The organism is Xanthocytophaga agilis, assembly GCF_030068605.1.
GTDB lineage: Bacteria > Bacteroidota > Bacteroidia > Cytophagales > 172606-1 > Xanthocytophaga > Xanthocytophaga agilis.
The window spans coordinates 238,113-258,443 of sequence record NZ_JASJOU010000003.1 but is presented as its reverse complement, the minus strand read 5'-3'; the positions used below and the strand labels follow the sequence as shown (position 1 = coordinate 258,443).

Here is a 20,331-nt window from a genome sequence, read left to right as displayed (position 1 = left end):
ATTTTAACCTCGTATGAAAATCATCTATCAAAACGAGTTTTGCTCTATCATCAATTATATATGTACTTGTACCGATTGTATTCTTTCTCAGTTTGAATATCAGGATACACTTTCTATATGCTTTCTACGAAAAGGAAATTTTGTGTTCCATATATTCCGGGATGAGCTTGATACCTATACCGGGAAGATACTGATTAATAAACCGGAGTATGAATATCGGGTTGCGCATGAACATACTGTTCCTGATGAGTGTACTATTGTTAGGTTTCAGGAAAGTGCCTATTCGTATCTGACCTCCTTTTATAAAAATAGTCTGAATGGCTTTTTTCACAAACCGGATCTTCAATCAATACTTATTCCATCTACAGTAGAAATAGATTATCTGCACAACCGCATTTTTACGCTGACTACTTCCGGGAATAACACAAATATGGAAATAGATTGTCTGTTGGTTGAATTTATAGATCGGATATTTCATCTAAGCCTTACCGACGAAACTGGTAAAAGACTTTCTATACGACATAAAGAAAACTATTTGTCGAAAGTAGAACGAGCGAAAGATTATATACTTGCTCATTTTTCAGAGAACATAACCTTATCAGATATCGCTTCCGTGTCTTGCATGAGTACTTTTCATTTTGTGCGTATTTTTCATTACATCACCCAACTGACGCCTTATCAGTACTTGCTGGATGCCAGACTTAAACATGCCGAACAACTCCTGAAAAAAACACATACTGCTATAACCGATATTGGATATTTGTCAGGGTTTAATACACCGGATCATTTTTCAACTGCATTCAGAGCAAAATATAGTATGGCTCCGCTTTTTTTTCGACAAAGGAAAAGAGAGCAATAATTCTAAAGTGGGTAGAAGCCATGAGTGTTAGTTTTGAAATAATTCAAACTAACACTATATGAATAAACAGATAATTCTAAGCTTACTACAGCTCTTAATCCTGTTAAATCTATGTCTTACAATTAACGCCCAAACCATGAATAAGCAAGTCGTATCCGCACAACAACCAAAGATTAATTCCAATGCTTTTATAGAAGCACTTATATTCAATCAACCTTCCGCTGAGTTAGGTGACGCTGCTTCTGTATATGGATGGTTAGTTGGTAGCTGGCAGGTAGAGGCTACTGACTATCTGCCCGATCATAGCCGAAAAACAATCAGAGGCGAATGGCATTTCGCCTGGGTATTAGAAGGACGGGCTATTCAGGATCTCTGGATTGCACCCAGGCGGTCAGAGAGGAGTTCTTCTCTCTCTCATGATCAGAATAGATATGGATCTACCATCCGGTTTTATGATCAGGCTGACAAAAGCTGGAAAATAAACTGGTTCAATCCTGTAAATGGAAACCATACTCAACTGGTTGGCACTAAGCAGGGAAACGATATTGTGCAGAATGGTAAGAATGCAGAAGGTAATCTGATTCGCTGGGTGTTTACTGATATTAAACCAGATACATTCCGCTGGTATGGTGAAGTCTCTTATGATAAAGGAAAAACCTGGCAACTTGAAGTTGAGTTTTTGGCACAAAGACAAAAGACAGAAATACTTTCTAAATAGAAAAAGTACCTGTGAAGGGCAGTGATCTGAGTTCTGTCCTTCACTTTACCCCTAAAAGTCAACTATATCAGAAATTTAAATTAATTATTCACTCATCTATTGCGTGACTATAATTTTTAATTTAACTTTGAAATGCAAAGTACTTTTGATGGTTTGGTTTAATTAAGCTGAAGTATGCTTCCAGAGGATATTTTACTTTTTCATTTCTGTTGATTGTAGTTTGGACAATAGTAAGGGAGAAGTGATTGTAAAACCAGTTTATTACAGCAACTGAGTAGGTCACAGGTACTTATCTGTTATAAGAAAGTGATAAGGATTATATATTCACAAAACAACTATTACTCCATTTCAATTTACTACACTGTGTTATGAAAAATGAAATTCTATCAAATCTGGACAATCCTGGAAAGCTTGAAAGGCTATACAGGGAAGACAAACTAACATTTAAGCGTGAATTTAGCGCTTTGTATCCTGAGCTTAAAGACAATCTCCTGATTACCTTCTGGAAGGAGCGACTGGCACCTGCCAGCGAAGAAATTTCCTGGGGAAGTTCTAAAGACTTGCTATTTGTCATTCTGGTTTCTCTGGTGGCTGGTATAATTGCAAAAGTTCCGGCAATGTTTCAGATTGATGAGGAATGGTTTTATCCCCGAAACATTGGTTTTATTATTTTTCCAGCATTGTCAGCTTACTTTGCATGGAAAAATAACTTATCTGCTGGCAAAATTCTAGGTATAGTGGGGACAATGCTAGCTGGTTTGATCTTCATCAACTCTCTTCCGGGTATTGTGGATGAAAGCGATACCTTACTTTTATCCTGTATTCATTTAGGCTTATTTTTATGGTCAATTTTAGGCTTTGCCTTTGTAGGTCAAATACAAAATGATGATGAGAAGCGACTTCGCTATCTAAAGTACAATGGCGATCTGGTCGTTATTACAACGCTTATTGTGATTGCTGGTATTATTATGACTGGAATCACTATCGGTCTTTTCTCACTGATTGGTCTAAAGATTGAAAAGTTTTATTTTGAGTATGTGGTAGTTTTTGGACTTCCGGCTGCACCTATTGTAGGTACCTACCTTATTCAGGCTAATCCGCAACTGGTAGGTAAAGTTTCTCCTGTAATCGCTAAGATATTCAGTCCTCTGGTATTGGTAATGCTGGTAATTTACCTGATTGCTATGATCTACTCGGGGAAAGATCCATACAATGATCGGGAGTTCTTGCTGGTTTTTAATGCGTTGTTAATTGGTGTTATGGCAATTATTTTCTTTTCTGTTGCAGAAACATCCAGAACTAAAAATCAGGTAGAAATATGGATTCTCCTATTATTGTCTGTGGTGACTATAGTGGTTAATGGCATTGCATTGTCCGCCATTCTGTTTCGAATTTCAGAATGGGGAATTACTCCCAACAGAGCAGCAGTTCTGGGTGGTAATGTGCTGATCTTAGTAAATCTTCTGTTGGTAGCTGTGAATCTTTTTAAAGCTATGTCTAAGAAAGGGGATATAACCGGAGTTGGAAAAGCCATTGCCTTCTACTTACCTATTTACTGTGTATGGACAGTGGTTGTGACATTTATTTTCCCATTGGCATTTGGTTTTAAATAGAGGGAGACCAAAAGAAATGGTTATAGACATACTACTCTGTGGTGATATACAGATCTACTAGTTTTATTCACATATCTACTACTACAACTATAGTCCTCAGGTCTGGGTTTCGCTCAGACCTTTTTTTTATGTTAAGGCTGGCTTTTTTAATAGAGAACAGCTTAATCAGAATCTGGAAGTTCTCATACTAGCCAAGCAACACTAACCTTACTAACTGCATTTAGCAGATGTTAGCTGCCAGCTTATTTTCATCTGTTATTTATCCCTTCCCAATTAATTTTCAGAAACATGATCAAATATGTTTTACCACTACTACTTCTACTGTTTATAATACATATAGTTACATCACAGATCGTAGCTACCAATTTTGTTCAGCAGAAGTTTGCCTCAGATACTGTAAAAAAAGCTATTACAGAACTAACTGCCGAACTGGCGTTAACGCATCCTGGTTTTTATCACTACACATCCAAAGAATTGTTTGATGCCTATATTGACTCTACAAAATCGACCATAACCGATTCCGTTTCTTTGTTAGAGGCTTTCTGAAAATGAAACAGATTGTTGCAAAAGTTAACTGTCTGCTACAGAAATCGTTTTGCCTCAGTACCATGTTGACTACCTAAACCAACAACCCAATTTATTGCCATTACAGGTATGTTTTAGTGGAGGTAAGGCTTATGTAGTGAAAAATTATTCAGATCAATCTTCCATTGAAACTGGTGATGAGATTATTAGTATCAACGGAAGAGATATTCCATCTATAACCCGACAGTTATTTACCTTGATTCCATCAGATGAACATAACCTGACTCTAAAATCCAGAGCTCAGTCCGTTAGTCATAATACCCTATGAAACCGCTACTAGACAGGATGAAGCATAATCTCACGAGAAGAGTTGTCAAACGTTCTGGGTTTATACTGTGCAGTTTATAAGCCCAGACTATAGCATACCAGTTACTATATCAGCTACCCTGATCCCGATTCCATTCTGTTTCATGTCCTCTTCGATGCTGGTAAAGTCACCTTTTCTAGCACTCTGTTGGATGGTGCCACCTTTTAAATAATGGAGGTAATCGCAGGCGTCATTCAGAGTGGAAAAGATGTGTGAAGACATCAATACAATTTTATTCAGTTCTTTCAGCTTTAAGAGGATTTCCTGAATAATACTGTTACTATGAATATCTACTCCATTAAAGGGTTCATCGAGAATAAATACCTCATTTTTTTGTAGTAACAGGCCGGTTATCGCCAGCTTCTTTTTCATGCCTGTTGAATACGTTTCTGCATATTGATGAAGTGGCAGATCGAACAGATTACCCTCTGTGATTCGATTGTTTTTTATTCCTCTGGCATTACATACTAGTTGCAGATATTCCATGCCTGTTATCTTGGAGAAAAAGAACAAGTCAGTGGGCAAATAACCCAGTTCATTTTTTAGGGTGCCTCTATCATAGTGTATCTGTCCCGAGTAGGAAGTAAGTCCTGCTACGCATTGAAAGAGTGTTGTCTTACCCGCGCCATTTTCTCCTACAATCCCATGAATTTCACCCCGGTTAAAGGTTAGAGAAATTTCATGCAAAACCCGGTGGGTTCCATAGAACTTACTTAGTGACTGAATCGTAATCATTTTAAATAGGTAGTAAGTCGTACCAGTGATTTGAAATAGAAATGAGGAATTAAGATAAGGATCAGGGGAGGCATAAAAATTCCAAGTGCCATCTTAATGATCTGTGGAAGATCTGCTTCTTTAGGATAAATGGCATATTTTCCCAGCACCCAGGTGACAGTATATAGTAGGCCTGTTACCAGAATAATAGCTACAATGTATGCATTGACTGGATTAAGTATCATCAGGAGCAATGCAAGAGGTGATACAAGGATAAGACTATGTAGAATAGATTGTTTGACCTTCATCTGCAAAAACTGATGGGCATTGACCGAATGTATCCATACATAGAAAGGTGGTTCTGGAGTCGAATAATAATTCATAGTGAGCAAAAACAGACAGAATAAAGAAAACAATCCTAAATTATAATTCCCGACAACCATACCAATAACGCCAAGTGTATACAGCACAAATAGCAGCAGATAGGTTTTCCGAAATCCTATCGCAAACTCAAAAGGGCGTTTAGAAAAGGGTGTGGGGATAGCATAGGTTGGCAAAGAAACGGATTGGATAAAGATTCCTGATAAACTTCCTGCCACTGCCACCAATGAGGGTAAAAATTGTTGCATACACATTAGAAAGATATAGAAGGGTAGGGCAATCAAACTATTTTCCAGCAGTCTGAGCTGCAGATATCTTTTTTTGGTAAATATATTTTTGAGAAAGTTATTTCTGCTTTTATTTCCCAGGGTATATACGGCTGCCAGTGGCAATAAGGCATACAGATATGGCGCATAGGGAGGCCATAGCTGCAGAAGTTTTGTATAGGATAATTTAGAAAATAGAATAAAGAACGCTCCAAGTAGTAACAGGCCGAGATATGGATTCAGGCCAAAGGCACTCAGGCTTCTGTTTAATCGCTTATACTGAAGTTCAAAATAGGTTATCATTGGTTTATTTTGATGAGTATGTCTCTATCCTGTAGATACATACTATGAAAAGTTGGTTCTGAGCAATTAACGAAAATTTGATCAAATCTGTATCTATACTAGCAGATAGCCAGTAAAGATATAAATGGGCTATTGTTAATTAAACCAGAGTGAATGCATGAAATATGCAGTTCATATATTGTAATTTTCAGAGTTTGCTACTATCAGCACTCATTTGTTGATAAAACCTGTATAAACTGTCAATTAGTGGCTTTTATAAAAGCTATACAGATAAAATAATAGAATTAATATGTAATAAATTTGATGAGTTTGAGGTAAAATAGATGTTAGCCTTTATGTATTTTTACGTAACATTCTGTATCTATTTTATGATAAAAATTATGCCTCCTTCTGGTCAATTTCTGATCTCTAATCTTTCAGGCTTGTTACAACCGAAATCGGCCTGCTAACATCTTGGCTTGCTTATCTCATTCAGACATTACTCATCAGACATTCATTTACTTTGTATGTGTTGTAAATATATTGCTGTTTTCTTCAGCGTTATTTTATGTATAGTTTTTCTGCCTGCATACGGACAAAAAGATTTTGCATTTCAGCATTTTATCGGACCTAAAATTCCTTTGCAATCATTTCGTGGAATAATCAGTGATTCTCAGGGCAACTTTCTGATTTTGGATTCTGATGATAACTCTATTCACAAAATTGACCTATCAGGAAAATATATTACTAAATTTAGATTGCCCAAAAGAGAGGATAACGCAAACCAGAATCCTATATCTATAACAATAGATAAAAATGATAACATTTATGTAGGTAATTGGAATGGTGGGGAGATTATAAAAATGGATAACGTAGGTAAGATTATAGCAAGATTTTTATCTACAGTTAGTGGAAATGGAATGTATAAAGGTCCTGAAGACATAAAAATAGACAATCGAGGAAACATTTACATTGTAGATACATATACAAATAGGGTACAAAAACTTGATTCTAATGGAAAATTTATAATGAAATTTGGAACTTACGGTTCTGGTAACGGTCAATTAAATGCTCCTGGAGATATTGCAATTGATAATTCGTATAACATTTATGTGGGAGATGGACGCAATGCTCGAATTCAGAAATTTGATTCCAGTGGAAATTTTTTATTTTCTTTTGGTTCCCAAGGATCTCAAGATGGACAATTCTACTATGGTCCTGGAATTACTCTTGATAAACAAGGAAATATATATGCTGCTGATCCTTTAAACAAACGTATTCAAAAGTTTGATCCAACCGGAAAATTTCTTTGGAAGTCAGGTACTCCAGATACAGATAATGGAATACTTATGTTTCCCAACGATATTGCAATTGATCCAAGTGGTAATATCTGTGTGCAAGACCTCGAACTTTTCGGCCTTGTGAAATTGACTCCACAAGGTAAACTAATTTCACAAGTCAAATTTGATAAAGAAAACCGATTGTTTACATATCCAAGTGGAATTGCCAGAGACCTGGGGGATAATATTTATGTAACAGATCAGAAAGGTATTCATAAGTTTGACGCCCAGGGCAATTTTCTCTTAAAGTTTACTACACAAGGTATTTTATCTGACGTTCCTGAATCTATAACTATTGACAAATGGAATAACGTCTATGTAATAGACCGACTAGGTAAGTTGGTGAAATTTGATATAAATGGTAAGGTGATCAGTGCTTTTGATGGCACGTTTGGTAGTCCATTTTCGCAAAGTGTAACTACTGACAATCAGGGTAATCTGTATGCATTGAGCAATAATCGTTTTGTAATATATGATCTAAAGGGAAGATACCTTAAGGATATTAACTTGCCTGCTGTAAATAATGGATACTTCAGGTCTATGGCTGTTGATAAACTAGGATCATTATACATTACTTATTCTACTAATACAGGGATTGTTATAAATAAGTGTAGCTCTACAGGGCGATTAATGAGGACATTTAATATCAAAGATGAATCAGGCTACCCATATGGATATAATACTTATGCGGTCAAGATTGGAATAATTACAGATGAAAATAATAACGTCTATCTTACAGATTACTATAATAAAGCTATACATAAAATTGATGCTATAACAGGTAATATCATAAGTTTTGGCAAATATGGAAGCAATGAACAAGAATTTGATGACCCTTTTGCAGTAACAATCAATTCAAAAGGTTTCTTGTATGTAGTAGATTCTGGAAATGACCGAATCTCTGTTTTTAGTACTATCGGAAGTGCCAAAACAAACTTTATTAGTGGAACTATCTTCTCCGATCTGAATCAAAATTGCAAACAAGATACTAATGAGCCAGGACTTTCTGATGTTCTAGTAGAGGCTCAGCCAGGTTCCATATTAACTATGACGGATGCTACTGGCCATTATAGTATGCAGGTAGATACTGGAACCTATACAGTGACACAACAGTTTGCTAATCATGATAAAACAATTCTGATGAAGCCGATCTGTCCGGCTGATGGTAAATATCATTCTGTACAGGTTAAAGAGGGTATGTCGGTAGATGGAATTGATTTTGCAGATCAGGCTACCTCGCTGCCCTACCTATCGGTACATGTAGCTTCCAATCGGCGTCGCAGGTGTTTTACTAATACTACTACAATTACCTACTCTAATAGCGGTTATGCGGATGCCCAGAATGTAAAGGTATCTGTTAAGCTACCTCAGTATGTTATTCTCAAGTCATCAAATGTTGACTATACTATTGATAAAGACAAGAACTATGTTTTTACAATTGGAACATTAAAAGCAAAGGAAACCGGTGCTATTCAGATTACGGATTCCATAGCTTGTGTTGTCGAGGCTCGGGGTATGACAGCCTGTACCCAAGCCTGGATTACCCCTGCCAATAGCTATACCTTACCTGAGAATTCACCCTGGGACCAGTCAGACATTTTACTTACTGGTAAATGTATAGAGAATGGTCGTGTACAGATGGTGATTAAAAATACAGGAAAAACAATGGCTGATAGTGCGGAGTTCAGAATACTATTAAATGCCCAGCTATCTTTCCGCAAAAACTACAAACTTGCGATTGGTGATAGTCTGGTATTACGTATACCAGCCAATGGTAAAACGGTTCGTCTTGAGGCTGATCAGCGACCCGGACATCCGCGCAAATCTCAAACTAACCTGACTATTGAAGGCTGTGTAGCCTCTGTGAGTGATGTAATTAGCAAAGGATATGTAGCTGTATTGCCCCAGGATGATGCTGAACCTGAAGTAGCTAGTGAATGCCTCCAAATTGTAGATTCCTATGATCCAAACGACAAATTGGTAAGCCCTGCCGGTACACCTTCAGACAATTATACGCCTTCAGCTTCTGAGCTGAAGTATGTGATTCGCTTTCAAAACACAGGAACAGATACAGCGTACGCCGTTACTGTAATTGATACATTATCTGAACATCTGGATATAACCACTCTGCAGATGGGAGCTTATTCTCATCGCTATACACTTAAAGTGAGTGGTAAAGGTCGTCCGGTGCTTACCTGGATATTTGCAGGAATTAATCTACCCGACAGCACTCGTGATCAAGCAGGCAGCAACGGATTTATTCAATTTACCATTAAGCCAAAAGTATACCTGCCTGAAAAGGTCCGAATTGAGAACTTTGCTGATATTATATTTGACTATAATGAACCTGTGCGTACGAATACAACGGTAAACGTCATATATGATGTACCACCTGTAATAGACAAACAAAATCAGCTAAATGAGAAGACTATTGTGCAGCAGAAGCCTACCATCAGCAGTTTTACCCCTGAAGGTGCGAAGTTGAGCGGACAGATTACCTTAACCGGAAACCATTATCAGACTGTTCCCACTGATAATATTGTTAAGGTCAATGAAATACCTGTTGTTGTCATATCTGCTTCTGAAACTCAGTTAGTGGTGGCTCTCCCATCAAAGGTTACAACAGGCAGGATTAGTGTAACTACCCCTGCAGGAACAGCTGTGAGTGCTACCGATTTGGTAGTATTCCAACCTCCTGTTATTACAGGCATAAACCCGGCGAAAGCACATCGAGGTGATCAGATTATACTTACTGGAATTCACTTTGAAAGTGTTGCAGAATATAATTTGGTAAAGATTAATGATATTCCTATGCAGGTATTGACAGCAACAGCTACACAGCTTACTGTGGTGACTCCTGAAAATGCAACTGATGGTAAAGTTTCGTTGACTACACGTGGTGGTAGTGTTATAAGTCCATCTGAATTGGTTATTTTATTCAAGCCTGTTATCACAGCCTTCGCTCCGGAAGAGGCTCAGGTGGGTGAGCAGATTCTGGTTACAGGGATGAATTTTAATCCAATATCCAATCAGAATACTGTGAAAATCAATGGTATGGTAGTAAGTATCGTATCTGCAGCCGAAACGCAATTGGTGATTACTGTACCAACAGGAGTAACAATAGGAAAGGTAAGTGTTGCTACGGAGGGGGGCACAGCAATCAGCGAGAAAGATTTTGTACCGCTTTTACCTGTCATTACTTCTTTTTATCCTGCTACGGGCTTTGTAGGAACTCAGGTTATCATTTCCGGAAAATACTACCAGTCAACTGCTTCTGATAATCGTGTAGTTATTTATGGAAAGGAGGCAGACATTATTTCGGCCAGTGAAACCGAACTGGTAATTCGAATTCCGGAAGGAGCTGCCACAGACAAAATTCAAGTAACCACTCCAACTGGTTCTGTGATAAGTAGTACCAACTTTGTTGTACGGGATAATGCAGAATGGGATGATGTGATTGTTATATTTCCAAATCCAACCGACGGAAAGGTGGCTATTGATCTTTCTCAGTCTATGGCTCAAATGCAACAGATTGAAATATTTAATAATATAGGCAAACGCATATTATCTGAAAAGGTTACTGCAATAACTTCAAAATACGAAGTGGATTTGTCTGGAAATGCAACTGGATTGTATCTGATTTTGGTGAAAACTGACAAAGGAACTGTTACCCGAAAGATAATACTCAAATGATACCTGTTCATATTTATGAAAGTAATAGAAAATAGAATCAAAACGATTTTTATCATTCTGTTTGTATTATCTTCCTGTGAGAACAGTTCTCATACGAATAATGGAACTCCTTTGTGTTCAGGTATTTCTGTGAGACTCCTTTATTCTATGGTAGGATCCCAATTCGATCAGTTAAAGAAGGTATCTGAAAAAAAGTCGATGGATAGTGCAATTATACGTGACTTGAATTATTACATTTCTGATTTTATGCATTATAACGACCAGTACATTGTTGCTGCTGGTGGTTTTCTTCCTGGCGAAAATATCAACTTAGCAAACCCTTGCCGTAAGGATGAGCATGTAACTAAATTGGCTGGAGTAACTATCAACCAATTAAAATATAGAAACTTTGTTGCTCTTCTTCGTAAAGCAGGATTATTAGAAAACGGACAGGATACAAATCTATACTTTATTATTGACTCACATTTCTGCAAAACAAATTGTGTGTTTTCGGATGATAATCTTTCCCACAGCACAATCGGTACTATCATGTTGGAAAATATAACCCTGCAACTTACGATTCTGGATCTAACATTGAGCGCCTAGAGCATAAGTTTCCTGGTTTCTCTTTGCTCTTACTAACTATTAGTATGACTTTATATTGTTGTCTGATGCATTCTTTGACTGGTAATGAAGTAAATTTCGTAGTTTATTTCTCTGACGGAATATGGTAAATTTTACATAGTCGAAAGTCAGAATAATGATCAGAAACAATGCTGGAATCAATAAGGCATGGATTCTTATCATGCTATAGACCAACCCACCCAACAGACCTCCTGTCAGGAAGAATGTAACAATCTGAACACGTAACTGCATACGGCTTCTGAGTTTTTTTCGTTGAGTTAAATCTTTGGAAAAGAATGTTTGGGCCAATTCAATGCCTAGGTCTGTAAATAACCCGGTTAGGTGTGTTGTGCGCACTAACGCATTGGTTAACTGAGTCACTGTCGCATTCTGAAGACCCATAGCAAACAATAGTACAAAGGTAATTAGTGCAGGAGAAAACATTTTTGGCAATAGGGGAGATAACCCGATCAGTCCCAGTAAGCCTGATTCAAGGATTACTGGGACAACATAGATAGATCTTTCATTTTTATTACTGACAGTTTCGATCAACACTCCAGAGATAAATGCACCCAACCAGAAGAAGAAAATATAAAGAAATAGAATGAGTGCTCTCCCTGTGTTGTGATTAAAGAGTGCTTCTGCCAGAAAGGCTACGTGTCCTGTGATATGTGTAGTGAGTGTGTGCACTGCAAGAAATCCGGTTACATTAACCATACCAGCCACCATCGCAAAGCTTGAGGCTAATGTGAGATTATGCTTTCGGGTTCTGGTATGACTGGATTGACTGGACATGTAAACAGAGACAGTAGTTATAAAATACCTGGATTAGGAATTGTTTCAAATCCGGAATTCAAATTGTATACATAGATACCACCTAAACGCATATATACTTTGAAATAATACAAAATAAAGTTTTTCCTACTAAGAAAAGTAGAGAACAGTATAGAGATAAGACAGACTTAATTACTATTTTCGGTAAAGTTTGCGAAGTGATTGATTCAAGACAGATTGCCAGCTTTCATGTAACAACGGATGAAGGCGTAATTAGCACAGTACTTGATTTTAAATATGATTTTACTTCGGTTATGCCTGAACTGCTTGACTTGCTGATTTTTTGGATAAAAAAGAAGAGAAAGAGTTTGTTTTATATATGTACGAGCTTGATTTGAAAATTGCATTCTACATCGATAATGAGGATACTACAGATAGTAAAATTGTAATTAGAAAGTCTAATGGACAACTAATAAAAGAGTATTGGTGTAAAACTGATGACATACATAAAAGTGTTCAGGAAACTCTTGAGGCTTTTGAAAAGATCCTGAATTGCTTTTTTCCTGTTGCTTATAAGCTATTCAATGAAGAGAACTATTTGCTGATCTAAATGGCCTTAAAAACTACTTCGGATGAAAGAAAACTAATCACAATATCTGTCTCTGGATATATGCTTGTGAGAAATAAAACATTCTAATACTGAGTACCCAATGGAGAAGGCTGATTTATTTATAGAAAATATACAACGCCACTTTGATTTCTTGTCTGATTGGGAGGCTCAGAGGCAGGAATGGTTGTTTTTTAATTACCTGGGATTCGCTTTATTATACTTTTGTAGATTGGTTATGTGGACATTTTATACTGGATAACGAATGGGATTGGGCTGAAAATATCTTTCTTTCTGATCTGCTAAAAAGTAAGCTGTATAGGTTTGCACAGGTTTATGATGCTTTCTTTATGAATGAAGACTATCCATTCCATTCACAGTATCATTATGCTATTCTGAATGATCCCCAATGGAAAGATGTAATTCTGCTTGCAGATGAAGTAAAAATACTGTTGGAAACAGATATGTATATATGTACTTAGTCTTTAGAATCTGATAAAACTAATTAAAAGCCACTGAAAATATTTTCAGTGGCTTTTAATTATGACAAAGAATCGGATCGTTATACTCTAGAAAGGAAGATCTGTCCATTAAAGAAGCCAAATAAATTTTGGCAACTACATTTTGAGTTTATTCGGATCGTAGAGACTTGACAGGATTGGCAATAGCTGCTTTGATGGCCTGATAACTTACTGTCGCTAAAGCAATCAGGAAAGATAAGATAGCCGCACCTGCAAATACCCACCAGGAAAGAGAAATATGATAGGCAAATTCCTGCAACCAGAGGTTACTTGCCCACCAGGCAATGGGTGCTGCCAGTACATTGGCAATCAGAACCAGTTTAAGAAAGTCTCTGGACAACAAAGCCGTAAGATTCAACACATCTGCCCCTAATACTTTGCGAATGCCAATCTCCTTGATGCGTTGTTCTGCTGCATAGGTTGCCAGACCAAACAATCCCAGACAGGCTATAAAAATGGTAGCCAGTGCTGCCCAGATCAGGAGGGTTTCACGACGCTGATCGTCTGCATAAAAACGCGCCAACTGCTGATCCAGAAAATGATACTCAAACAGATGGTTGGGATCTATGCGGATCAATGTATTTTCCATTTGTTTGAGTGTATTCTGTATATTCTTGCCTTCTATTCTGGCTGTGAAGTAATCAATATTTTGTACAGGATTTTGGCTATATGCTAACACAAGAGGTGCAATTTTTTCACGCAGAGACTGGAAATGAAAATCCTTGACAATGCCAATCACACGTGCCTTAAAAGGTTTTTTGGATTCATTAACAGGAAAGTATTTGCCTCCAAACGCCATTTCAGGAATTTCGACCAGTTGATCAGATGCTTCCTGAATATGCAGGGCTCTGGCTGCTGTTTCATTTAGTATTATAGAAGATGAATCACGCAAACTGGTAAAGATTCTGCCTTTTAGTAATTGTACCTCAAATGTTTTAGCAAAGTTTTCATCAGCTCCAATCACATAGGCTACCTGAGGATTATCTGTATTGCCTTCTGTTTTGACCTTAACTGTCGGAATTGACTTCCATTCACCCGGAACACGAGAAGTAACAGATACTTCGTTAACACCTGCAATTTTTCCAAATTCTGTTTTGATAGTCTCAGCTTCTTTACGTACCTGTCCACTATTAATATCAACTACCACCAGCAAGTCTTTATTAAAGCCCAGGTTTTTATTGTTGGCATATTGTACCTGAAGAAAAAGCACCATAGTGGCAATCATCATCACAACCGAAACGGTAAACTGAAATACTACCAGGCTCTTGCGTAAGGACAAACCTGTCTTGCTATGTAGCTTTACATTTTTAAGTAGGGCAACTGGCTTAAGGCGAGAAAGCAAAAGTGCCGGATAACTACCTGAAACAATAGCTGTACTAAGTGTAGTCAATATGGCATACAACCAGATGCGATAGTCTGTCTGGAGGCTAAATGAGAGATGTTTACCTGTGAATGTGTTAAAGGTAGGTAGAATGATATTGACCAGTGTAAAGGCCAATACAAAAGCCATCAAGGTAACCAGTAACGATTCAAACAGAAACTGCTTGATCAGGTGGCTATCTGTGGCTCCGGTAGCTTTACGAACTCCAATTTCTTTGGAACGGTTAGATGCTCTGGCTGTGGTAAGATTGATGTAGTTGATGGCGGCAATCACAAGCAGGAAAACGGCTACCAACGCAAAAATCTTGATATATAAGAATGATCCATATTGGGTAGCTGACACATTGGGATTTTTGGCACCATCTACTATATCTTCTGAATACAAATGCATATCCGCCAGTGGCTGCAATCTGAACCGGAGGGTGGTGCCAGCTTCCGGCTTTTGGTGCGAGAGTACAAAACGGGTTATTTTCTGGGATACGGACTGAGGATTAGCGTTCTCTTTCAATAAGGCGTAAACCATATAATTGTGAGAACTCCAGTCGTTTACCATGTTTTCAGAAAACTGTTTGTCGTGCAGAATTGTTGCTTCGGAGATCATAAGGTTGAAATCAAAGCTGGAATTGGAAGGATGGTTTTTCAGAACTGCTGTTATACGCAGAGGAGCTTCCAAAAAGTCAAATTTGAGCGTCTTACCTACCACATGAGTGGTATTAAACAGCTTACGGGCTAGTTCTTCCACTATTACAATGGAATTAGGTTCCTGTAAAGCTGTTTGGGCAGTGCCATCTATTGCTTCAAAATCAAATATTTCCATCAGACTTTGATTGGCAAAGCCGATAGTTTCCAGAAACTTTGTTTTGCTCTCAGGACTGGAAATGTTATCACGTCCTATAAGTGTGATACGTGAAGTATTTTCAATCTCAGCAATATTTTTTTTGGACTCTTCTGCCATATTGTAGCTGGTAGCGGCAATAGTCAGTTCTTCCGATTTATTTTTCTGGTATTCGATTACCCTGTAAATACGATCAGCCTTACTGTGTTGCTGATCAAAGGTTAACTCATCAAACAGATAGAGTCCTATCAGCAAAAAGCAGGTAAGGCCAAAAGTAAGTCCAGCTATATTGAGACTGGTGTAAAGTTTGTTGCGAAACAGTGTTCGAATGGTAATTTTAAGGTAGTTGTATAACATAAAAAGAAAATTTCAGGAATACCGGACTTGTACAGTATAAACAGATTTTTACCTGGATTATTTGATTATATATACTTGTAAAGAAATCACGATAAACATTTACAGGTATATTACATACTATATATCTATCCCAATTCCAATGCCAAAGCTTTGTATGAGCCCTCAACTGCTTTATAACTGGTTTATGCATTTTGAAGTGTCCGTTATCGGACAAGCTTTGTTCATAGATGAACAAGAGATAGTATGATTCTGGTTTGTTCAGAAAGATGAAAGAAACGATAACCTGTTGTCTGGATAGGAAGCTTAAAAATGGTTATCTTGTAGACCGTTGTTATCGCTTGCTAACCCTTGCATCTGAATGTATGTATCTGCTCATAGCCTTCCCAATCATTGCTGTCATAACACTTTTATCTTTTCTGCTTGCCAGGATAAACGAGTCTGTAATGCAAAAGATAGCGGCTGGATTGCTTTTTTTACTCAAATCGTTTGTGGTACTAGGTCTGTTATTGCTGGCCTTCCTGTTTGTTGTGTTGACTAATTGGGGATAGTAAATAAGGAAGTTATTTTCGGTTGCTAAGCAGACCCTGTTTCCATATAAGCAACGGAAGGAATAATCTGGAAGACGAAGGTTTTCCAGCATTTAACAAAGAGATACATCTGTTTGTTTAGTTTATTTTAAAGAGATTGGAGTCTGCCAAGTTTCTGAGCCAGTTCTACATATTGAGGGCATTCCACAAGACCTGCAAGCTCATAAACCATCCGTTTGGTTTTAGCTTCCTTCGAAATTCCTTTATTCATAAAGATGCTGGGATTAATGCCAATAGAAAAATGCCCAATATCATCCAGTGAGTTGGGTTTATCTAGTCCCACTGCATTTTTTAATGCCTGCAAAATGTCGGACTCCAGATGACTTCTTACCGGCACCAGTTTTTCATCCAGATAGATAGCACCAGTTAGTTTCATTGGATTTGTGCTGCCAGATACAAACTGATGAAAACGTAGTTGGAATTTTTGACCGTCTTCCAGGTTCGAACAGAACAGGATTTTAGTGCCTCCATCCATTTGCATAGCAAAGTCGTCAACTGAAACGTTCTCGGAAATTGATCTTTTGGCCTTTTCAAGCTCGGTATTTAGTTCTTTTTCGATGGCATATGTATCCACTAATAGAGATAATGCATCAAAGATATCACCTGTAAGGTATGTTTTTTCTGAAAGCAATCGGGTGAGACGTTCTCCCTTATATTCATGTAAGGCAGGAATAATTGCTAAAAGTTGATTCTGATTTTTCTCCACTTCAGCAACGACCTGCTCTCTGATATCTTCATTAAAATAGAGGATTGTCAATAATGAAACCAATGAAGATAAACCAGCCTCTTTGATTCCTTCATCAGAAACACGTACTACTTTTATCTCATCCAGGTTGGGTACATAAAATTTTTTAAAGGGAGCCGTAGTTTTTTGATCTGAATTTTGTACTGGGACACGGGCTGTATTTCTTGAAGTCAATAGCTTACGAATAATGAGACCAACCACACGTAGAATCATAGGAAATATTGAAGTATTAGTCTGAAATATGGTTAACATGCTTGGCAAGATACATAGTGTTAATCTATAAAATAGTGTATAAAACCTCGCAATCTTACTTGCTTGGATAGATTAATATATCGTCAGAAATAGCTTTGTCTGGTGTTGATAATAGTTTGTAAAAAAATATAAGAAAGCGTGTTTACTGTATTGTTAAAAGGTTATTAATAGGTGCTGTCTATTAAAGTGAACTTTTTCAACTTTTCCACTCTATCCAGAAAATGTAAATTCTTCTTCAGAGAATTAATTTTTTACTTTTTAGTGTAATTATCTATTCATTTTTTCAGACCAGTTATTTTTTATGAAACACATGTATCTGTTGCTGACTGTGATCAGTAACCTGTTTTTCTCTGTGTATGCCACAACCAGCTATGCCGCCAATGAACCAGTGCTCATTTCTCCACAGAATCAGTCGAATGTGGATCTATGTTCCTTTAACAACACCATTACTGTTAATGCCAATCATCCCAGTGCCCGTAAGGTTTATGTGAATGTGTTTCTCAATGACCCCAGACAAACAGTTAGCCTGGACGCAAAAACACTGACTGCTGCTGAAGCCACTCAGCCTGTTACTTTTGTGTATTCGATGTATGGAGGCCTCAATCTGGATCCGGACAAACAGTACCTGATAGAGGTTAAAACAACTGATGCCGCCGGTAGTATACTCGGGCAAAATTATTTTACCATTTTTACAAAGCCTATGGCAAATCCTGTACCTACGTTTACAGGGTTGACCAACAATGCTACCAACGTATCACTGACTCCAACTATACAGGTACTACCTTATACTTCCTGTGGTATTCTGCAGCAGGTAACCTACTGGATAGATCGTGTTCCAGCTGATTGGCAGGGAAATGATATGCAAACAGCCACTTTTACAAATGCTACCTATTCCTGGACTGTACCTCAGCCCTTATTGCCTGGTACAGAATATGAAGTTCGGGTAGCGTTTACAACAGACTATATATGGAGATTTCCTTTGATGAATGGCTTCCGGTTTACCACAAAACCACAGGCATTGCCTGTGCTGGTCAACCCTGTTGAAAGCACAACCTGGGTTTTGTGTGAAAACGAACGAAAGATAGTAAACAATGGCATTACGTTTAATGCCAATGATACTAATGCCCGAAAGGCTACAGTAAAGATTACAGATAAACAAACCGGCAGAGAGCTTGGTGGTACGCAGTGGCCGGGATCTATGCCTATTGTGGTATCTTTTGCCAATGCCCAGCAGGCAACAAGTAATCATCAAGTCAATATCAGTATTTTTGGAGATAGCACACACTTTGAATCATTGATTCAGATAAATACTTATGATTCAGCTAATACTCTGTTAGCTACACGAAGCTACACGATTCCGACATATGTCAAACGATTCTATCGGGTACTTACACCAGAGTTTATCAGTCCGGCTAATGGTGCTACCAATGTATCACTAACACCTACCATTCAGGTTACACGCCCTGTAGAAAATGACCAGGCATGTAATAGGGAAGTTGTTTTTTATTCATATGAAATTGATCGCTATCCGGCAGATTGGGAGGGAGAAGACTATCAGGTCCAATCAGTTGGTCGCACCGTTGCCAGTTGGCAGCCTCTTGTAGCCTTGAAACCAGGGACTACTTATCAGGTACGGGTTAATTATCTGAATACTAATACGCCTTTCTCGCTTATGTCAATCACAGAGTCTTTTACGACAGGCACTGCTGTGGTAACCAATCCGGATTCGACCAGACTCCTCTGGAGTGCATTTAATCTGGCAGGCCCGGCTACTGTTATTGATGGAAAACAATGGAGAGCAGGATCTGATTACAATATTAGTGTGGCAGGAACGTATCATAGCTTTGAAAACCAGCAAGTGTCACTGACACCTGCTACAGATTCCACACGTGCTGCTATGATCCGGTCTTCTATCTGGGGAAATGACTTTACCATACGGTCTTACTTTCCGGGTATCCCATACTACATCTATCTGTATGTTTGGGAAGATAACAATCCACAAACGTATTCCATCACGGTAGATGGTACAGTAGTTGAATCCAGTTACAACAGTGGATCAGCTGGAACCTGGAAGAGATTGGGGCCTTATACCATACAGGGCAAATATGATGTTGCCAATGAGATTCGCTTTCAGGGAGGAGATGCCAATGTATCCGGTATTGAATTTTACTATGACCGTAAATACGAACAGGCTCCTCCTGCAGTAGTGACCAATCTGCAGGCCGTAGCTCTTTCTTCCAGAAAAGTGCAGCTAACCTGGAACGATAATTCTTATAATGAGAGTGAGTTCTGGTTAGAACGAAAACGTATTTCAGATGGTACTAACAGTAGATTTGGATTAGGAGAGAATACTACTGCATTTATAGATACGACAGCAGAACCCAATACTGAATATGAGTACAAAGTACGGGCTTTCTCAAGAGTTATCTCTACAAGTGGTACTATTTATACAAGTTTATCTGCCGGAACAACTGTACTGACACCTGCTGAAAACTTATCCAATGCTGCCCGAATTAGAGGTGAGGAAGGGCTCAGTACAGAACAACTGACTGCAGTACTCTATCCTAATCCGCTGAAAGGAAATACGCTTTCCGTTCAACTTTCCGGTTTGACAGCTCAGCAGCAGATTGTATTTAACGTATTGTCACTGGATGGAAGAAAAATCCGAACCGAAATACTGAAAAATACCCAGAGTAGTGCTGTAGTGTATGATCTGAAGGGGCTTACACTAACTCCTGGATTTTATCTGCTTCAGATTCAGATGAAAGACAAGATCCTATTTAAAAAGATAATAGCAGAGTAATTCTGTTTTATACCCATTCACAAAAAAGTCCGAACTAGCATTCGGACTTTTTTGTGAATGGGTATAATCGTTTTAGTGATGATCTATAAGCCAAGGATTTATGTCGGTT

General features: G+C 38.0%; 16 protein-coding genes. 11 read left to right on the top strand and 5 right to left on the bottom strand.

Annotated features, from left to right (window positions below):
• Window positions 1-13: 13 nt before the first annotated feature.
• The 5 genes from QNI22_RS11455 (at window position 14) to QNI22_RS11435 (ending at window position 4,043) form a co-directional block, all read left to right on the top strand.
• Entirely contained in the window at window positions 14-859 is an 846-nt protein-coding gene (locus QNI22_RS11455; protein WP_314510775.1) for an AraC family transcriptional regulator, read from the top strand.
• Window positions 860-995: 136 nt separating this feature from the next.
• Window positions 996-1,577 (top strand): hypothetical protein, encoded by a 582-nt coding sequence (locus QNI22_RS11450; RefSeq protein ID WP_314510774.1) that lies wholly within the window; start codon window positions 996-998, stop codon window positions 1,575-1,577.
• Window positions 1,578-1,945: 368 nt separating this feature from the next.
• Complete coding sequence (locus QNI22_RS11445; RefSeq protein WP_314510773.1) at window positions 1,946-3,190, top strand: hypothetical protein; 1,245 nt, start codon at window positions 1,946-1,948, stop codon at window positions 3,188-3,190.
• Window positions 3,191-3,478: 288 nt separating this feature from the next.
• Window positions 3,479-3,736: a hypothetical protein gene (locus tag QNI22_RS11440; RefSeq protein WP_314510771.1), complete on the top strand. Its 258-nt coding sequence runs from the start codon at window positions 3,479-3,481 to the stop codon at window positions 3,734-3,736.
• A 49-nt stretch (window positions 3,737-3,785) separates the two neighbouring features.
• Complete coding sequence (locus tag QNI22_RS11435) at window positions 3,786-4,043, top strand: hypothetical protein (RefSeq protein ID WP_314510770.1); 258 nt, start codon at window positions 3,786-3,788, stop codon at window positions 4,041-4,043.
• An 87-nt stretch (window positions 4,044-4,130) separates the two neighbouring features.
• On the opposite strand, the gene QNI22_RS11430 is transcribed toward QNI22_RS11435, so the two are convergent.
• The gene (locus QNI22_RS11430; protein WP_314510769.1) at window positions 4,131-4,817 is read right to left on the bottom strand and encodes an ABC transporter ATP-binding protein; all 687 of its coding nucleotides are present in this window, start codon (window positions 4,815-4,817) and stop codon (window positions 4,131-4,133) included.
• A complete protein-coding gene (locus QNI22_RS11425; RefSeq protein ID WP_314510768.1) occupies window positions 4,814-5,746 on the bottom strand; it encodes a hypothetical protein in 933 nt (310 codons plus the stop codon). Before QNI22_RS11425 ends, QNI22_RS11430 begins: the two co-directional genes overlap by 4 nt.
• Window positions 5,747-6,252: 506 nt before the next feature.
• Between QNI22_RS11425 and QNI22_RS11420 the strand changes: the two genes are divergently transcribed.
• Together QNI22_RS11420 and QNI22_RS11415 are read left to right on the top strand one after the other, a co-directional pair.
• Window positions 6,253-10,758 (top strand): DUF7619 domain-containing protein, encoded by a 4,506-nt coding sequence (locus QNI22_RS11420; RefSeq protein WP_314510767.1) that lies wholly within the window; start codon window positions 6,253-6,255, stop codon window positions 10,756-10,758.
• A 15-nt stretch (window positions 10,759-10,773) separates the two neighbouring features.
• Window positions 10,774-11,343 carry a hypothetical protein gene (locus QNI22_RS11415; protein ID WP_314510766.1) on the top strand — a complete coding sequence of 190 codons (570 nt, stop codon included), beginning with the start codon at window positions 10,774-10,776 and terminating at the stop codon, window positions 11,341-11,343.
• A gap of 39 nt (window positions 11,344-11,382) precedes the next feature.
• Here QNI22_RS11415 and QNI22_RS11410 read toward each other — a convergent pair whose 3' ends face one another.
• A complete protein-coding gene (locus QNI22_RS11410; protein WP_314510764.1) occupies window positions 11,383-12,156 on the bottom strand; it encodes a YoaK family protein in 774 nt (257 codons plus the stop codon).
• A gap of 322 nt (window positions 12,157-12,478) precedes the next feature.
• On the opposite strand from QNI22_RS11410, the gene QNI22_RS11405 reads away from it, so the two are divergent.
• Both QNI22_RS11405 and QNI22_RS11400 read left to right on the top strand, forming a co-directional pair.
• A complete protein-coding gene (locus QNI22_RS11405; RefSeq protein WP_314510763.1) occupies window positions 12,479-12,745 on the top strand; it encodes a hypothetical protein in 267 nt (88 codons plus the stop codon).
• 143 nt (window positions 12,746-12,888) lie between these two features.
• Window positions 12,889-13,224: a hypothetical protein gene (locus QNI22_RS11400; protein ID WP_314510762.1), complete on the top strand. Its 336-nt coding sequence runs from the start codon at window positions 12,889-12,891 to the stop codon at window positions 13,222-13,224.
• 148 nt (window positions 13,225-13,372) lie between these two features.
• Here the strand turns inward: QNI22_RS11400 and QNI22_RS11395 are convergent, their stop codons facing one another.
• Window positions 13,373-15,835: an ABC transporter permease gene (locus QNI22_RS11395; RefSeq protein ID WP_314510761.1), complete on the bottom strand. Its 2,463-nt coding sequence runs from the start codon at window positions 15,833-15,835 to the stop codon at window positions 13,373-13,375.
• Between the two features lie 266 nt (window positions 15,836-16,101).
• Here QNI22_RS11395 and QNI22_RS11390 point away from each other — a divergent pair, with 266 nt between their 5' ends.
• The gene (locus QNI22_RS11390; protein WP_314510760.1) at window positions 16,102-16,383 is read left to right on the top strand and encodes a hypothetical protein; all 282 of its coding nucleotides are present in this window, start codon (window positions 16,102-16,104) and stop codon (window positions 16,381-16,383) included.
• A gap of 127 nt (window positions 16,384-16,510) precedes the next feature.
• Here QNI22_RS11390 and QNI22_RS11385 read toward each other — a convergent pair whose 3' ends face one another.
• A complete protein-coding gene (locus QNI22_RS11385) occupies window positions 16,511-17,419 on the bottom strand; it encodes a hypothetical protein (RefSeq protein WP_314510759.1) in 909 nt (302 codons plus the stop codon).
• A 301-nt stretch (window positions 17,420-17,720) separates the two neighbouring features.
• Here QNI22_RS11385 and QNI22_RS11380 point away from each other — a divergent pair, with 301 nt between their 5' ends.
• The gene (locus tag QNI22_RS11380; RefSeq protein ID WP_314510758.1) at window positions 17,721-20,222 is read left to right on the top strand and encodes a T9SS type A sorting domain-containing protein; all 2,502 of its coding nucleotides are present in this window, start codon (window positions 17,721-17,723) and stop codon (window positions 20,220-20,222) included.
• Window positions 20,223-20,331 lie beyond the last annotated feature (109 nt).

Coding starts and splice junctions, on each gene's coding strand:
- QNI22_RS11390 (WP_314510760.1), top strand. CDS start 16,102: ATGAAAGAAACGATAACCTGTTGTCTGGATAGGAAGCTTAAAAATGGT.
- QNI22_RS11385 (WP_314510759.1), bottom strand. CDS start 17,419: ATGTTAACCATATTTCAGACTAATACTTCAATATTTCCTATGATTCTA.
- QNI22_RS11410 (WP_314510764.1), bottom strand. CDS start 12,156: ATGTCCAGTCAATCCAGTCATACCAGAACCCGAAAGCATAATCTCACA.
- QNI22_RS11425 (WP_314510768.1), bottom strand. CDS start 5,746: ATGATAACCTATTTTGAACTTCAGTATAAGCGATTAAACAGAAGCCTG.
- QNI22_RS11380 (WP_314510758.1), top strand. CDS start 17,721: ATGAAACACATGTATCTGTTGCTGACTGTGATCAGTAACCTGTTTTTC.
- QNI22_RS11445 (WP_314510773.1), top strand. CDS start 1,946: ATGAAAAATGAAATTCTATCAAATCTGGACAATCCTGGAAAGCTTGAA.
- QNI22_RS11440 (WP_314510771.1), top strand. CDS start 3,479: ATGATCAAATATGTTTTACCACTACTACTTCTACTGTTTATAATACAT.
- QNI22_RS11430 (WP_314510769.1), bottom strand. CDS start 4,817: ATGATTACGATTCAGTCACTAAGTAAGTTCTATGGAACCCACCGGGTT.
- QNI22_RS11450 (WP_314510774.1), top strand. CDS start 996: ATGAATAAGCAAGTCGTATCCGCACAACAACCAAAGATTAATTCCAAT.
- QNI22_RS11455 (WP_314510775.1), top strand. CDS start 14: ATGAAAATCATCTATCAAAACGAGTTTTGCTCTATCATCAATTATATA.
- QNI22_RS11395 (WP_314510761.1), bottom strand. CDS start 15,835: ATGTTATACAACTACCTTAAAATTACCATTCGAACACTGTTTCGCAAC.
- QNI22_RS11420 (WP_314510767.1), top strand. CDS start 6,253: ATGTGTTGTAAATATATTGCTGTTTTCTTCAGCGTTATTTTATGTATA.
- QNI22_RS11415 (WP_314510766.1), top strand. CDS start 10,774: ATGAAAGTAATAGAAAATAGAATCAAAACGATTTTTATCATTCTGTTT.